15 protein-coding genes are annotated in these 16,436 nt (G+C 48.4%); 4 read left to right on the top strand and 11 right to left on the bottom strand.

Annotation, left to right across the window (positions count from 1 at the left end):
• Window positions 1–224 precede the first annotated feature (224 nt).
• The 3 genes from EQU24_RS01010 to EQU24_RS01000 all read left to right on the top strand — a co-directional run bounded on the left by EQU24_RS01010 (window position 225) and on the right by EQU24_RS01000 (window position 4,183).
• The gene (locus EQU24_RS01010; protein ID WP_017841297.1) at window positions 225–2,846 is read left to right on the top strand and encodes a glycosyltransferase; all 2,622 of its coding nucleotides are present in this window, start codon (window positions 225–227) and stop codon (window positions 2,844–2,846) included.
• Window positions 2,847–3,357: 511 nt separating this feature from the next.
• Entirely contained in the window at window positions 3,358–3,678 is a 321-nt protein-coding gene (locus EQU24_RS01005) for a hypothetical protein (protein WP_017841298.1), read from the top strand.
• A 322-nt stretch (window positions 3,679–4,000) separates the two neighbouring features.
• Window positions 4,001–4,183, top strand: coding sequence for a PLDc N-terminal domain-containing protein (locus EQU24_RS01000; RefSeq protein WP_014146695.1), 183 nt, complete (start codon window positions 4,001–4,003; stop codon window positions 4,181–4,183).
• A 172-nt stretch (window positions 4,184–4,355) separates the two neighbouring features.
• Here the strand turns inward: EQU24_RS01000 and EQU24_RS00995 are convergent, their stop codons facing one another.
• Window positions 4,356–4,772, bottom strand: a complete 417-nt coding sequence (locus EQU24_RS00995; protein WP_017841299.1) for a lysozyme inhibitor LprI family protein — start codon at window positions 4,770–4,772, stop codon at window positions 4,356–4,358.
• 402 nt (window positions 4,773–5,174) lie between these two features.
• Complete coding sequence (gene aqpZ, locus EQU24_RS00990) at window positions 5,175–5,894, bottom strand: aquaporin Z (RefSeq protein ID WP_017841300.1); 720 nt, start codon at window positions 5,892–5,894, stop codon at window positions 5,175–5,177.
• Between the two features lie 196 nt (window positions 5,895–6,090).
• On the opposite strand from aqpZ, the gene EQU24_RS00985 reads away from it, so the two are divergent.
• On the top strand, window positions 6,091–7,239 hold the full coding sequence (locus EQU24_RS00985) for a right-handed parallel beta-helix repeat-containing protein (protein ID WP_017841301.1): 1,149 nt from the start codon (window positions 6,091–6,093) through the stop codon (window positions 7,237–7,239).
• On the opposite strand, the gene EQU24_RS00980 is transcribed toward EQU24_RS00985, so the two are convergent.
• The 9 genes from EQU24_RS00980 to EQU24_RS00940 form a co-directional block, all read right to left on the bottom strand.
• Window positions 7,234–7,890, bottom strand: a complete 657-nt coding sequence (locus tag EQU24_RS00980; protein WP_017841302.1) for a thiopurine S-methyltransferase — start codon at window positions 7,888–7,890, stop codon at window positions 7,234–7,236. The two genes, EQU24_RS00985 and EQU24_RS00980, sit on opposite strands and share 6 nt — an antisense overlap.
• A 154-nt stretch (window positions 7,891–8,044) precedes the next feature.
• Window positions 8,045–8,887: a penicillin-insensitive murein endopeptidase gene (gene mepA / locus EQU24_RS00975; RefSeq protein ID WP_026130239.1), complete on the bottom strand. Its 843-nt coding sequence runs from the start codon at window positions 8,885–8,887 to the stop codon at window positions 8,045–8,047.
• Between the two features lie 63 nt (window positions 8,888–8,950).
• Window positions 8,951–9,796 (bottom strand): lysophospholipid acyltransferase family protein, encoded by an 846-nt coding sequence (locus tag EQU24_RS00970; RefSeq protein WP_017841304.1) that lies wholly within the window; start codon window positions 9,794–9,796, stop codon window positions 8,951–8,953.
• Window positions 9,797–10,350: 554 nt separating this feature from the next.
• The gene (locus tag EQU24_RS00965; RefSeq protein ID WP_017841306.1) at window positions 10,351–11,178 is read right to left on the bottom strand and encodes a sulfite exporter TauE/SafE family protein; all 828 of its coding nucleotides are present in this window, start codon (window positions 11,176–11,178) and stop codon (window positions 10,351–10,353) included.
• An 8-nt stretch (window positions 11,179–11,186) separates the two neighbouring features.
• On the bottom strand, window positions 11,187–13,637 hold the full coding sequence (locus EQU24_RS00960; RefSeq protein ID WP_017841307.1) for a heavy metal translocating P-type ATPase: 2,451 nt from the start codon (window positions 13,635–13,637) through the stop codon (window positions 11,187–11,189).
• 92 nt (window positions 13,638–13,729) lie between these two features.
• Window positions 13,730–14,338, bottom strand: coding sequence for a hypothetical protein (locus EQU24_RS00955; RefSeq protein WP_017841308.1), 609 nt, complete (start codon window positions 14,336–14,338; stop codon window positions 13,730–13,732).
• 250 nt (window positions 14,339–14,588) lie between these two features.
• On the bottom strand, window positions 14,589–14,879 hold the full coding sequence (locus EQU24_RS00950) for a hypothetical protein (protein WP_014146685.1): 291 nt from the start codon (window positions 14,877–14,879) through the stop codon (window positions 14,589–14,591).
• Window positions 14,880–14,923: 44 nt separating this feature from the next.
• Window positions 14,924–15,094 (bottom strand): heavy metal translocating P-type ATPase metal-binding domain-containing protein, encoded by a 171-nt coding sequence (locus EQU24_RS00945; protein ID WP_017841309.1) that lies wholly within the window; start codon window positions 15,092–15,094, stop codon window positions 14,924–14,926.
• A 261-nt stretch (window positions 15,095–15,355) separates the two neighbouring features.
• Window positions 15,356–15,586 (bottom strand): hypothetical protein, encoded by a 231-nt coding sequence (locus EQU24_RS00940; RefSeq protein WP_017841310.1) that lies wholly within the window; start codon window positions 15,584–15,586, stop codon window positions 15,356–15,358.
• Window positions 15,587–16,436 lie beyond the last annotated feature (850 nt).

Here is a 16,436-nt window from a genome sequence, read left to right as displayed (position 1 = left end):
TTGCGTAATTTCATATATTATTGTTTTATATAAAATAAACGACTTATGGAGAACCCGGGAGAATATAGGACTTACTAATTCGTAATCAGTAGGTCGCGGGTTCGAATCCCGCCATTGGCTCCAATTAAAAAAAGGGTTTGGTCGTCTTTGACCGGGCCCTTTTTTATTCCGATGTATCCATCCAATACTTTCCTATTCTTGCTTGTCCCGGAGCTTATCACTGAATGAAAACTAAAATCCTCACTTTATTGATTTTACCTTTATTGGTTTGGGTCAATTTAAGCATCTGGAACTATCTGAATTATCCACTCAAGATGCAATCTTGGGATAAAGTCATGAAAGGGATAACTTACAGCCCGATGCGGAGGGATTTCGACCCCGGGAACAGCAGCCCTCCTACCCAAGTTCAAATCGAGGACGACCTAAAGCTGCTTGCCGGCAAAGTTCATGCGGTAAGAACCTATAGCGCTCTGGAAGGGTTGGAATTCGTTCCCGAACTGGCGGAAAAATACGACCTGAACGTAACGATGGGCGCATGGATCGACGCCGATCTCGACAAAAACCGGCGCGAAATTGACAGCTTGATCGAGCTCAGCAACCAAAATTCGCCGACAATCGTACGCTTATTGGTCGGTAATGAGGTGTTGTTGCGTAAAGATATCGCACCCGATCAATTGATCGCTTATATCCGTGAAGTGAAAGCACGCACTTGGCGTCCGGTCAGCACATCGGAAACGTGGGACATGTGGTTGGCGCATCCCGAACTGGCCGAAGAAGTCGATTTCATCGCTCTGCATATATTGCCGTACTGGGAAGGCTTGTCGATCGATGCAGCTGTCGATTACGTGTTCTACCGCTTCAATGCGATGCGCGAAGCATTTCCGAATAAACCTATTATCATAACCGAAGTCGGCTGGCCTTCCGACGGACAACCTTTTAAAAACGCCACCGCATCGCTGGCGAATCAAGCCCAGTTTTTAAGACAATTTCTCAACCGCGCGACCGAGCAAAAAATCACCTACTACATCATTGAAGCCTTCGACCAACCCTGGAAAGTGGAACTTGAAGGCTCGGCCGGGGCCTATTGGGGAATATTCAACGCCGATCGAGAATTAAAATTTCCGATGAAAGGCGATGTCACGCCGATGCCGGATTGGCAAGCCTGGGCGACCGGCGCCGCTGTTTTAAGCATCTTTTTGATGGCTTTGTTTCTATTCAGCCGCCACCGAAGATTGAAGTTGCCCGGCAAGATTTTCTTCGGCATCGTCGCAAATTTGGCCGCATCGGTCATTCTATGGTCCGCGGCGGTAGCGGCCCAGCAATATCAAACTGGGGTCTCATTGGTATTCTGGACTCTGCTGTTGCTAATGCAGGCAATGGCTGTCGTTATTCTGTTGACCGAAAGCATGGAAATCGCCGAAGTGCTGTGGCACCGCAAAGGCAAGCGCACGTTTAAACCGCTACAACCACCGGCCGGCTTCACATTTCCCAAAGTGTCGGTACATCTGCCGATTCACAACGAACCGCCGGAAATGGTACGCGAAACGCTCGAGGCATTGGCGCGTGTCGATTATCCGAATCTTGAGGTGTTGGTACTCGACAACAATACCAAAGACCCGGCCGTTTGGGAGCCGGTACAAAAAGATTGCGAACGGCTTGGCGGCGTATTCAAATTTTTCCACCTGGAAAACTGGCCGGGCTTCAAGGCGGGCGCGATCAACTTCGGACTGGAACAAACCGCCTCCGATGCCGATATTATCGCCGTGATCGATAGCGATTACATCATCTCGCCCGATTGGCTGAAATCGATGGTGCCTTATTTCGAGGACGAAAAAGTCGGTTTCGTCCAGTCACCCCAAGATTATCGCGATCGAGGCCTCAGCACATTCAAGTCGATGTGTTACTGGGAATATGCCGGATTTTTCAATATCGGCATGGTACAACGCAACGAATACAACGCAATCATACAGCACGGCACCATGACAATGATTCGCAAATCTGCGTTGCTCGAAGTGGGCCGTTGGGGAGAGTGGTGTATTTGCGAGGACAGCGAATTAGGCTTACGCCTTTACGAAGCCGGGTACGATTCGGTCTATTGCAAGGACTCGTTCGGACAGGGGCTCATGCCGGATACGTTTTCGGGTTACATGACACAGCGATTCCGCTGGGTGTACGGAGCGATGCAAATCATCAAACATCATTGGCGGCAATTTTTGCCCGGCAAACAATCCACACTGACCACCGCGCAACGCTATTATTTCATCGCCGGTTGGCTGCCTTGGTTTTCCGATGCGTTGGCGTTACTTTTGACGATTGCCAGCTTGATCATGACGACATTGCTGGTCGCCGATCCGCTACGCAGCGAATTACCGGTCAACGCCTTGTTGCTGCCGACCATCGGTTTGTTCTGCTTCAAAATTTTCCGTACGCTATGGTTATACAAGGCCCGCGTTAACTGTTCGACTCTGCAATCGCTCGGAGCCGCGCTGTCCGGCTTATCCTTAACGCATACCGTCGCTAAAGGCACGCTTCAGGGCTTGTTTACCTCCGGCAAACCGTTCATGCGTACGCCGAAACTCGAAAAGCAAGGCCCTTTCATCGCGGGCCTCGCGACGATCTGGCAAGAGCTCTTGTTGCTGACCTTACTCGGTTTGGCGATTTATTCGATGTCATCAATCGATCACTTCGATAATTTGAGCGGCCGCCTCTGGGTTGCCGTACTCTCGGTGCAAACGGTGCCCTATATAGCGACATTTCTGACCTTGTTATTCAGTATCGCGCCCAATTATTATCCCGGATCGGAAACACAAGCCATCAAGGGTCCGCAAGATAAGGAGTTGTTGTAACCTAAATTCGGCAGTTTAACCATGAAGCGCATGAAGTTTTTTAAAGGCTTGTCCTAAAATTTTGGATATCCTTTTAGGGAACAAAAATGATTTACATAGGCAAAAAAGCCAATGGATTAACTTTTTATTCTTCATGATCTTTATGGTGAAATGCTTTTTCTAGGTTGTAGGATATCAATTACCAGACCGTGCTCGGCTTTCTGCCCTCGCGCCGCCGGACTTTTTTGAGAATCTTCGCGCTCTAATGCATTATTTTCCTTTCGACGACTGGGATCATTTGCTGCGGTTTATGCTTAAAGAGCTCAACGGCGCAATTCCTGGTTTCAGGTATGGTTATAAAATGAGAATGGGTATGTAGGATTTGAAGTATACCTGTCGAGGGGCGCCGTGAAACCATCCATGGGGGCTTAATTGCAGACCCTGCTACCTGACTAAGCCGTCCCTGTAAATATGCGAACTATAAACCCGGGATTATTTTTAAAATCAATAGGCTCAACAAAAAGACTGCTTTATGAGAACATTTAAAACATTAGCCATCATTATGATGTTGTCTTTGGCGTCACCGAGCTTCGCACAAAAGCGTATCGACGAACCCGACGGTCATGATGTTTTGCTCGACGTTATCTTGTTGCGCCCAATCGGCTTTGTCGGCTTAATCGCGGGAACCGTATCGTTTATAGCAACCAGTCCTTTTACGGCCATTGCCACAATACCGAAACCGCATGATGCATTTTCGAAAATGGCGAAGTTCTTAATCGTTAAGCCGGCAAAATACACCTTCGTCAGACAGGCGGGTGATCTCGATTACGAACAAGGATTTCGCGGCAAATAACTTTTCGCTCCTTCCCAAACTCCGGCCTCCCGAGCCCTGCCAGCTAGCCCGACCGATTGAACTTGGTAGCTGTAACCGCTGCAAGCGAAGGAACATTAGCTTCTTTTTCGCTTGTACAGCGAAGCTAGAGCTTCACTCATCCTGAAAACCGGGGTAAGGCCTGACCCCGATCTCGTGTGTGACCGACATTTCCATGATCCAATTTGATGCAAACTGAGCAATGTACGTTACCGTACAGAACTTATCTATTTTTTAAGCGTAAAGTCTAAAGCTGATGAGGCAAAATAGTTTATTCATTAAACACAAACCTGTTAGGGGACTTATGGATATTGAAGTAGGCGGTTTTCTGGGTCTTATTGTGCTTGTACTGAACATCTGGGCCATAATTAGCATTGTAAAAAGTGGTGCTTCAACTGGATCGCAAGTTTTATGGGTGATTTTGATTTTACTGCTGCCCGTTGTCGGTCTGATACTTTGGTGGTTTGCCGGACCGAAAGGGGGTTAACCGACTTGTCGAAGGAAGATAGACGCTGTCAACGCAGTAAGCCGCAATTCGGTTAAAGGGGCTCTTGATAAGTATGTTCTGCATTCGGCGTTATTCATTAAACCTTAACCACTCAAGCCTAGAGGCTCGCAGGAAACAGAGCCGTCGTCAGTGCATTATAAATGTTGTTTCGTCATTTTGGAGGTTCCGGCAATACAGGCGGCGTAATATCAATGTAGGTTAAGAAGCTTTCCCAAAGCTCGTGGGTTCTTTGTTGCGTAAGCCTGGCTTTACACAAAATCGCCATATTACTCCGAATGCTGCCATCACGCCATTTCGTAAAAACCGCGTTGCAATGCGCCTCCCGGTAGGCTTTCCATTGCTCTTGAGACGAAGCTATCGCATCAATGAGTTTGAAGTCATCGGCATAATGCTGGCTGCTTGCGTTTAGATACTTAGCCAATTCGATTTCAGCACGTTCAAGATCGATCATCGCGCAATGACTAACTTCGATAGTGGTCATCGCCTGATCACAATCGATTGGATCATCAGACGCAGTCACTGATAACGAAAACGCGACCAAGGCCGCGCCAAAAAACTGATTATTCATTGCTTGAACCCTAAAAATCGTTGTTGTTTATTTGCAGAAAAAAGGGGTCAGGTTGATTTTTAGATTTATCTGACCCCCCATAAGCGCCAACTTAAGGAAGGAACGCGTCATTCCGCCAGGAATTGGCGGAATCCAGGGCCAAGGATGGCAATGCGTAGCACCACATCCATGTAACATGGATATCAACACCCCATACCGATATGATGAATAAAGCCATAAACGCACCGCTAAGTTAGCGCTTATGATCTGCCCTCCCCCTTTACCGACCCCCTTTTTCCTTTTTATGGACTTGATTTATCTTTATAGAAATATTGCCGTCCTTGGCATTCTAGGTTTTTTATCAAGAAAGACCGGAGTTTTCGATACTATTCATTGATAGCCCACTGCTTACAGTAACTCAACTCATGAATTGTCTTCAGAATCGGCGGTTTTTTCACAACCAAGCCAGCGGTAGACCAATCCGGCAAGGCCCGCGCCAATGATGGGCGCAACCCAGAACAACCAGAGTTGCGCGACCGCCCAATCGCCTACAAAAATAGCGACTGCGGTACTGCGAGCCGGATTGACCGAGGTATTCGTAACCGGGATGCTGATTAGATGGATGAGCGTGAGACCCAACCCGATTGCAATCGGAGCAAAGCCTGCCGGCGCCCGTCTATCGGTTGCACCGAGAATGATGATCAGAAACATGAAAGTCATGACTATTTCGGTAGTCAATGCTGACGCCAAACTATAGCCGCCGGGCGAATGCTCCCCATAACCGTTCGAAGCGAACCCACCGCTTACATCGAATCCCGCTTTACCTGTCGCGATAATATAGAGCACGACCGCCCCGAAAATTCCGCCTAACACTTGCGCGGCGATATACGGCCCGAGTTCTCCGGCCGAGAAGCGTCCGCCGGACCACAGGCCGATCGAAACGGCGGGATTAAGGTGACAGCCTGAAATATGACCGATGGCATAGGCCATGGTCAATACTGTTAAACCGAAAGCAAAGGAAACACCGGTAAGACCGATGCCTACTTCGGGAAAAGCTGCGGCAAGCACTGCGCTCCCGCAACCGCCGAGAACCAGCCAGAACGTACCGATGAATTCGGCGCCTAATTTTTTTGATAGTGTCATGATTAAATCTCCCCGGACTGCTTAAAAGCTTATTGTTAATATTGTTATGAGTCCTACTACTTCAAGATACTTGCCGCGGATTTTCTCCTATGTGAACGAGTTGGAAGAAATATAGCAAAGTTTATGTTAGCGGACTTGTAAAATTAACGCATCGAGTACGAAAATATCGTGTGGCCACTAACAAATAGCAAGCATCATGAAAATATTCATTCCGACCATTTTTGCCTTGCTGCTCTGCTGCCCCGCCCTCAGCGCCACGTTGTCGGTCGGCCCAGAGCGTGTCTTGAAACGGCCCAGCGATGCGGCAAGAATCGCCAAGAGCGGAGACACGGTGGTCATCGATGCCGGCGACTATTCGGGCGATGTCGCAGTTTGGCGGCAACATCGGCTAACATTACGCGGCTCCGACAAGCGGGCGCGTCTTCAGGCCAACGGAAAGTCCGCCGAAGGCAAAGCCATTTGGGTCATCAAGGGTAATAATGTCGTTGTCGAGAATATCGAATTTTCCGGCGCGGCTGTCGCAAGTTTAAATGGAGCCGGCATACGCTTTGAAGGCACGCATTTGACGGTTCGCAATGCGCATTTTCATGATAATCAAATGGGGATTTTAACCGGCTCGAATCCGCGTAGCGATATCTTGATCGAAGGATCCGAGTTCAATGACAATACGGTCGATTACCACCGGCACGGCAAGCTTGGACACAATATTTATATCGGCGCTATTCGCCGCTTTACACTGCGCAATTGTTACGTTCACGACGCCCAAACCGGACATAATGTTAAATCGCGGGCGCAGGAAAATTATCTGCTTTACAACCGCATTACCGACGAGCACGGCGCGTCGAGTTATTTGATCGATCTACCGAACGGCGGCGATGCTTTCATTATCGGCAATGTGCTGCGGCAAAGCCCCGGCTCTGATAATTGGACGGCCATTGCCTATGCCGGCGAATATAACCGGAGCAATCCGGATCAAAACCTCTATGCGGTGAACAATACTTTCGTCAACGATCGCAGCAGAGGCGTGTTCATTCACAATCACGGAAACGCCGAAGTGGTATCGATCAATAATTTACTGGTCGGTAACGTTATTCCGCTGCAAGGATCCGGGCGGCAACGCCATAACCTGAGGACTGAGGGTGGCGGTTTTGTCGATCGTGACGCTTTCAATTATCGCCTTTTGCCCGGCTCTCCCGCGATAGGAAGAGGCACCGCTCCGGGCATGAGCTCTAGCGGCGTTTCGCTTCGTCCGGAATTTCAATATCGCCATCCGCTGAGCCGAGAAAAGCGTCGGGAACGAGACCCGATCGATATCGGCGCTTTTGCATTTGACGGTGGATTATAAAACCGTCAAGACATAAACTTGTTCTTGCAAACGACTTAGGCCTCTTTCCCGAAAGCGAGGCTCTTTAGACAATATGTCTTCGGTGTGCAGTAAATCGATCCGGCACCAATCTCGATATAGCATTTCTACTTCTTGGTATTGCACGCTGAACGGCGGCCCGTCCATTTCTTGCTGCGGATAATCGAATGCTACTAATAATATTTTCGTTCCGGTTTTAAGCAAGCGTTTCATATGCGCCGCATAATCCGCGCGCATCTCCGGCGGCAACGCAACGAGCGAGGCCCGATCATAAACGGCATCAACACCCGTTAAATCGTCCTCTCTCAGGTGAAAAAAATCGCCGCAATAAATGCACAGATCATCGTTTTCCCACACTTCGAATTTGTCTTTATGCCCTGCGGTTGCCGGTACTTTGTTCTCGGTGAAAAACGCGTTGACCGCCAAGGGACTCAATTCGACGCCGATGACTCGATAGTTTTGCGCGAGCAGCCACAGCATATCGTTACTCTTTCCGCACAACGGCACGAAGACCCGGCTTCCCGCTTCGATATGCAATGCCGGCCAATATTGTTCTAAATGCGGATTGATGCTTTCACTATGAAAACCGATCTGATTTTGTTGCCAGCGTTCAAGCCAGAATTCTTGATGCATAGTTTCTCACGCTATTTATTCCCTTTTGATCGAAAAACCGTCGAAGAAATATAAGGTATGGGATGTGTCTATCGAGGGCCGCCGTGAACCACACCCCATACCTTCATAAAGTTAGCTATTTTTTGAGTACAATGGGAGTAACCGTTCATTGGTTTCAATCATTCAACACAGCTTCGCATAAAGCGGGCAACTCCGGCGCTTTGGCCGGAGCCGCCGGTGCTGCGGGCGTTTTCGCTTCGGCGGTAAACCACCAGTCGAGCGTTGCATCGCAGCCGTCGCCTTTAGATATTGGCTCTTGGCTTCGGCAATCGGGGTTGCTTTCCGGGCATTTCAAGCGCACATGGAAATGATCGTGATGCCCCCACCACGGGCGAATCTTTCCGAGCCAATCACGTTCTGCCGAATTTTCGCACAGATGCCGTTTGATCGCGGCATTGACGAAAATCCGTTCGACTTCCGGCATGCGCGCCGCCGTTTCGAGTATACGGTCATGGCGTTGCGTCCACTGAGTATCATCGATGCGGTCGATGGCAGTCCTTACCACTGACGGAGCGCTCCATTTTTCCCGCTCTTCCATCGTCAATGAACGCAAGGTAGCCTTGTGCGATATTAAATACCAGATATCGACATCGAGACCGGTTTGATGACTACGGTGTCCAGTCAAAGTCGGGCCGCCGCGAGGCTGCCCCAAATCGCCTATCAATAGAGTTCCCCAGCCTTGCGCCATCGCTTCGCGCCCCATGTTTTCGATGAATTGAATCAAATCGGGATGGCCGTAATAACGTTTGCGCGACAAACGCATCACTTGATACCCTTCCCCCCTGAACGGCAACGATATCGCCCCACGAATACACCCGGCCGTATAGTCGCCAATGCTTTGCGCAATATCGCGGACCGGCGCAGGTTCGCTGACCTTGGCCCATTTTTGTAGGGCGGGATTGGCTGCGGCAATTGTCGCACTTGTCAATAATGAAATGATGATCAATAGCTTTTTCATGGTTACCGATTTGGATGAGCGACTGGCGAATACTGCGAAAGGAATCATTTCATGCCCGCAACATCAATCATCATTTTCCATGCTGCTCGTATAGAGCGCTCGTTGACGTATGAAGTATTCCTGTAAATAACCATTGAAACGACGCACTGCAATCGACCGTGGCTGCAGCGAAGTGAATTCTTGCATCGGGATATCCTCGCCAACGTGCATTGCAAGATGAAAGCGCCGGTGGGGAATTTGATACCATTTTTCGGCCTTGGTCAGCGTACTGGGGTAGCAAGACATCGTCACCGGCGTCACGATTGTTTGTGCTTTTAATGCGATGCTGGCCGCGCCGCGTTGAAACCGGTAGGGTTTGCCGGGCACCGAGCGGGTGCCTTCCGGAAATATGATCATCGTGCCGCCCGACTGCAGGCGTTGTACGCATTCGTCTATCATGGTTTCGGGGTCGCCGTTACTAATATAGCCGGCATTGAGGATCGGCCCCCGCATGAACGGGTTGCGCCACAGACTGGCCTTGACGATGCAACTGGCTTGGCTGATTCTGCTGATCAGAAAGACAATATCGACCAATGTCGGATGATTGGCGACGATCAATTGTCCGGGCCTATTGAGTTTTTCCAGCCCTTCGATCTCGTAGGTCATCACGCCGATTCGATGCATCAGGCCGATAAATGCGTAAAAACTGTAATGAACGACTTTTTGGCCCCGGCGGATCTTACTCTGGTGAGTTCCTGGAATGATCGACAACACCGGAAAAACTAATACCCATAACAAGAATCCGCCGGCGCCGAAGGTAAAAAAACTGAACCCGGTACCAAACAAGCGCCAATAATAATTCAGCCGCTTTATCTGAGGTTGATGGTTTTTCGTTATTCGGTTTAATGTCCGGCCGACGCTTTGAATCATTATCAAACGGGTTTATTGTGTACGAAAATTCGGGCCCGAAGTGCCAGCAGTTTAGGCAACTGCCAAGATCCGGCCCGGTTATGCCGTGTTTCGAAACAAGCCATCGTCCGAGATGATATTTGGCGATTTAGGTATAAACCCGCAAGAAATTGTTTCCGGCAAGGTATGCATTGCGCTCTCCGTTTATACGCGCTATTGTCTTCCGCGCCGGTGCGCTCATCGTTATACATAAACCGTAGATATACCTTTCGCACTTCAAATTTCGGCAGTGCCTGAGGAGGCGCCAGGGTGTGCGGCAAAGGCTTTGCCAGCATGGAGCTGGCATAGAGCCTACAGGGATGTATTCACGGCGTCCTTTGACGGACACCCTGGCGCCGAATTTTGATCTGCGATGGGTATAGCATCTTGCCATCTTAGCCAATGTGCCCCGATACCATTAATTAATTGTCACCAGGCGCTCCCCGCTTCGACATCGCGATCAGGGGATCGCTCCCACAAGGCATCCGGCCCTCTTGAGAGAACGATACGTGGGGTATTTTTTATGCGAGTCGGCCTTATGTCCCCGGCACATTATTAACCATGGTGCCGAGATAGTCGACGAATTCGGTTAAAAACACAATCAATTCATCGATTCTATCTTTCAAATCATGCAAGAAATCGCGGTGATGATGATGTTCCTCGACGTAGAACGACAGCCCCATATAGATCGTATTCGAACCCATTACGATCATGATCAAGGCCGCCGTTTTCAACATCAAGCCTCTGAAATGCGCACTCATCTTACCGAATGCGACACTGATGAACAACATCATCGGTAGCGTTCCGGCACCGAAAGTCAGCATCAACAATCCGCCCTCGGCAATGCTTGTCGCGGATGTAGCCTTAACGGCCATTGCAAACGTCAATGGGCACGGCATCAAACCGTTCAACAGCCCGGCAATCAGCGCGCCGACGACCGGTCCCTTGGTGCTGGCGGATGCATAGCCCTTGCGCAACACATTCATCGGAATCAATCGAATCGAGCCTTGAAACGGTATCCAACCGAGAATACCCAAAGCCAAAATAATCACCACGGCGCCGATCACCATTTGCAACAAGCTTTGCAATTTGCCGAACAGACCGCTCGAAACCAACACGACGCCGAGCGAGGCTGCGGCAAAGCCGACCATCGTATAAACGAAAATGCGCGCGAGTTGATAGGCGAAATATGGGAGATAGCTTCTGGACGGTCCTGATTTCATGAAGTAACCGGAAACCAATGCGCCGCACATTCCCAAACAATGTCCGCTGCCCAACAATCCGGCCATGAACGCCAGACTGTAGTCGAAACCGCCGGCCGCAGCAATGTGATGCATGCCGTGATCCATTGTCGAATGATCCATCTTAAATCCTATTTTTTACCCAAGCGCAACGAATTGACGATCACCGACACCGAACTCAGCGCCATCGCCGCAGAGGCGATCATCGGATTAAGCTTACCCAAGGCCGCGACCGGAATCGCGATCGTGTTATAACCGAACGCCCAAAACAAATTTTCCTTGATAATGCGAATCGTATCGGTGCTCAGCTCGATTGCATCGGTCACTTTGGTAATATCGCCGCTGACCAGCGTCATATCGGCCGACTCGATCGCGATATCGGTACCGCTGCCTATCGCAAAACCGACATCGGCCGCCGCCAGTGCCGGCGCATCATTGATGCCGTCGCCGATCATACCGACATGGCGACCTTGTTGTTGGAATTCGTGGATAATCGCCAATTTATCTTCGGGCTTGGCGTTTGCGACAACCGTTTCGATACCGACTTTTGCAGCTATATAGTTAGCCGTTTTTTCGGTATCGCCGGTCACCATCAGCGTATGTACGCCCATTTTATTCAAGCGCGCGATTGCTTTGGCCGCTTGTGGTCGAGGCTTATCGGCAATACCGAAAACCGCCGACTCCTTGCCGTTTATCGCCATAAACACGGGCGTCTTTCCTTGCCCGGCATATTCGCCGGCCGCTTTCGATAAGGCATCGATCGAAACACCTTGATCAACCAACCACCCTCTATTGCCCAATAATAAATTTTGCCCCCCGACTTCGGCTAGAATGCCTCGTCCGGTTTCGCTCTTGAAATGACTGCATTCCTGTAGGACCATCGAACGTTCTTTGGCATAGTCGACAATCGCTTTACCGAGAAAATGCTCCGAATTGTTTTCTGCCGACGCAGCCAATATCAGAACTTCCTCATCGTCTACTCCGGAAATATTGAGCCACTCGCTGACTTTCGGTTTACCTTCGGTAATCGTGCCTGTCTTATCGAACACGATCGCATTGAGCTTGGCCGCCAGTTCCAGACTTTCGCCGTTGCGGATATAAACACCTTCGCGCGCAGCACGCCCTGTACCCACCATGATTGCTGCCGGAGTCGCCAAGCCTAATGCACAAGGGCAAGCAATCAATAGCACGGTAATCGCATTACCGAATGCATGAGCGAACGGCGCGCCAACCAGCAACCAGCCGCCCATCGTCAAGCCTGAAAAAACTATGACCGACGGCACGAACACCGCCGAGATTTTATCGACCTGTTTCTGAATCGGCAATTTGGAGGCCTGAGCCTGATCGACCATGTGTACGATACCGGCCAGCACGGTGTCCATACCGACCGCAGTCGCACGTATCTTCAATACGCCGCTGCCGTTGACGCAGCCGCCTATCACTTTTTGACCGACTTCCTTGACGACCGGTAAACTTTCCCCTGTCACCATCGCTTCGTCGACGGTCGAAACGCCATGAATCACTTGGCCGTCGGTCGGTATTTTTTCCCCCGGACGCACCAACAAAATATCGTCGATTGCGATATCGTCGACATCGATCGAGATTTCTTCGCCATCGCGCAACAACGTTGCGGTTTGCGGCTGCAAATCGACTAATTTTCGGATCGCCTCTCCGGCCTTGCCCTTTGCATTTTCTTCGAGATAGCGCCCCAACAAGACAAAGGTAATGATCGCGGCGGCCGCTTCGAAATAAATATGACCTCTGTTTCGAAATAATGCCGGCAAACTATAACCGTATGCGGAACCGACGCCCAACGCGATCAATGAATCCATGTTGGCGGCTCGGTGTTTCGCCAAACGAAAAGCCTTGCTGAAAAACTGCCGGCCGGACCAAAATACGACGGGCGTCGTCAAACCGAATTGCAGCCAATGCAGCCAGCGCGACGACGGCATGCTCATGCCGACTGCGACGACGGGCAGGCTCAAAATACCCGACCAGACGAAACGACGACGCGCCTCCACGATACGTTGGTGTTCTTTTTCAATCAGAATTTTGCGTTGCGATAAGGTATCCATCGCATAGGTTTTGTAACCGAGCGACGCCACTCTTGCACCGACTTCGTCCTTATCGAGCTGCCCATGGACGGTTAAAGTTTCGGTGCCGAAATTGACGCTGGCATGTTTGATCGCCGGATCGCGCTTCAGCACCATTTCGATTAGCAAAGCGCAGGACGCGCACGTCATGCCTTCGACGGCAAGATCGACTTCTTGCAGCGGACCGTCAAAGTCTTTCTTTCTTGCTTGGCGATCGATGCTTTGTTTATGAGCGATATTACCGAGTACCGCATCGATCAAAATCAGTAAATTCTTTTTCGGAAGGCTAGCCGGGTCAAATTCGATCACGACCGAACCCAGCGAGAAAACCGAGCGAACCGCTTTGATTTCCGAGCGCTTTTTTAGCAGGATTTCAAAAATATAACCTCGTTCTTGGTCTTTTTTTAGTATTGGAGATTCGATCCGAATGCGCCGGGATAATTGATGAACTAGCCGGAAGTTTTTAAAAGTCACGCTTTGGGAATCCATATCGATTTAGACGGTAATATCAGGCCAGTGAATAACAACAAATACTGCGATTTGAAAATTATGCCGCACAAGGCGGCATAGAAATAAAGAATTTATTTTTTACGTGACCGTATCAATAAATAAAACATATAGAAGATCGCCATCCATTCATAACGATATTTGAATGGCTTCACGATCCATTGCTGGGTAATGTGCTGCCAATGCAACTTGATCAGAAACAGCACTAAAATATCGTTTAAAAAGTCGATAACGGCTTTTTCAGGATCGTTTAAAAAAGCTTTGGGTTTTTTTAAACCGATTTTTCCGACGACTTTAGCGGCATGTACCGTATCTTTGGCATCGGTGTATTTTCGTTTAAACCAATTGAGAGGACCCGGTTTAGCTTTATTACTAATGGCTCGTACTTTCCATAGCCTCGATTTGGCTATAGGCTTCGGATTAAAAAGCCCAGTTTTCTCAATCTCGGCTAGGATTTGATACAACTGCTTGACCAGCGATTCGAACTCGCAAATCGTTTCTTGAAAACGTATCGATAATTTTTGTTGTCGCCGATATAGCACGACCCGATAAACTCCGTCGAGTTCAAGCAATTTTTCGGTCAACGCTTTAGCCGCAGCGGAATCGCAGGCTTCCGAGGGAATTTGAAACCTGACATGTCCGTTCTCCCGATAACGCAACACAAAACTTCTTTGGATAGCCATAATTCAAACATTGCCTTAGTAGAAACAAAAACGGGCGTTCCGACAAATCAGTACAGAACACCCGTTAAATACTCCGCATAAACAAATTCGCGGATTTCTATTCGACCCTTTTATTGATTAGTGCAGTCACTATCTCTTATATCCTTATCGGCGTCGAATAAAATAATCATGCCATAACAAAATATGACCGAAGTATAACAATAATTCATCTATCCAGGATGAATCGACTTCAGCTTCGACCTATAAGCTATTATTCTTTTGTTTCTGCAACGATATCTTCTAAATTCTCTTTTTGTTGCAAAACAAAATCTTTTCCGGCATCGACCACTTTCGTGGTTCCCGAAATAATTTCCTTACGATATTTATAGATCACGTAACCGGCGGCTACACCTAAGCCGAAAACCAATAACGGATGCTTGGCCGCTTTACCGAGCAATTTGCTTCCGCCTTGAACCGTTGCAGAAGCCATCGAACCTTTAACAATTTCTTTAGACATGGAATTCATCCCCTGTTGTGCGGTTTTGCCGTGCACATGTTTCATATAGTCTTTTCCTTAATTATTCAATTTAATGATAGAAGTTAGGCTTACTCGGATTTTTCGGATTCAGGTAGAATTTGATCCTCGTGCAGCATCTGATAAATTCCTTTACATCCTTCACAACAAAAATCTTTATCACCTTCTTTGGTTTTCAACTTGAACCCCGGCGTCTCCACCGTTAAACCACATAAATCACAAGCTTTTTTGGTATCGTTCATTCTGAATTCTTGATTTGATTTCATTTCCTAACGGCGGATATTAGCAAAATAAATTTTACACAACAAGCGCTTACTCTAAGAGCTAAAGCAAGCTCATGAGAATTAATGACAATTTAATTTAACAAAGAAAGTTGTTTGATAGGAAAAGTATAGAACGGGCTGAGAACCAATCATAAAATACCCATCGTAGAACAAAATTCGGCGCCGGAGTGTCCGTTAAAAAACGCTCCGGCACCGAAATTTGACTAGCAAAGGGAATAATTACGAAGCGGCCGTTTTTGTCGATGATCGATAAGCGCCGCTCGCGGCACGATTTGATGCTTTCATTAACGCGATTCTTAATGCACCAGTCAAGCTTGCACCCAAGCCTAACCGCATTGCCAACGCCGGCAACACTATCATGGATGCTACAGCCAAACCGGCACCCACTAACAGGGCGCCATTGTTATCAAAATTGACTTCATTTTCCACACGCGCTAAATCTTGACTCATTTTTTTTACCTCTGCAGACAATTAAGCAATTAACTCAATGCTATAAACATAAGCAGAATGAATGCCAACTTATAACTATTTGTTTTTATTATAAATAATAAATACGGAAGAGGCGGTCAATAAAAAAATAGGTTAAATAACACAGTTTTATTGTGTCATTTGACCTATTTTTAGAAACAGACTGTTTCATTTCCGATCAAAATGTCGACAGGTCTTCTTTTTCTCATTGCGGAGCGTGTCGTTCGAGGCAAGCCAGTTTTTGTATTGCGGATACAGGAATACTCTGCGCCGACATCAGGTACGCGTAGCGTACCCTAAAATTCACTTTGAATAGTTAGGAATATGTACAAAGTATACCTTTCGCACTTCAAATTTCGGCGATGCTTAAGGAGGCGCCGGGGTGCTCGGCAAAGGCTTTGCCAGCATGGATGCTGGCATAGAGCCTACATGGACGTATTCACGGCGTCCTTTGACGGGCACCCCGGTGCCGAATTTTGATCTACGATGGGTATAACTTATACAAGTAGTAGGCTTTGTGGCGGCTTGGTGACTCGCTTGACAGGACGTCGTGAATACGTCCATTTAGGCTTGACGGCGGAATCTGATTGCCATGGATGGCATGAATGCAGATTTTGCAGGAGCAAAAATCTGCCCTGCCGCCGACACCTGTCAATCGAGCCACCAACCCCCCTCCTTCAACAGTTGTCTAATTTATTTCATGCTCGTTCCTTAAGCGTTTCCGGTAGTGACAGGAGTTTTCAACTTTTACCGCATACAGAACCTAATAAATGTAGCGCCTATGAACTAAGTCATTGAATTATATAAGCTAGATTCATAGTAATGAAAGAAC

The organism is Methylotuvimicrobium buryatense, from assembly GCF_005931095.1.
GTDB lineage: Bacteria > Pseudomonadota > Gammaproteobacteria > Methylococcales > Methylomonadaceae > Methylotuvimicrobium > Methylotuvimicrobium buryatense.
Note: the sequence above shows the minus strand (reverse complement) of the source record. Positions and strands in the feature narration are given on the sequence as shown.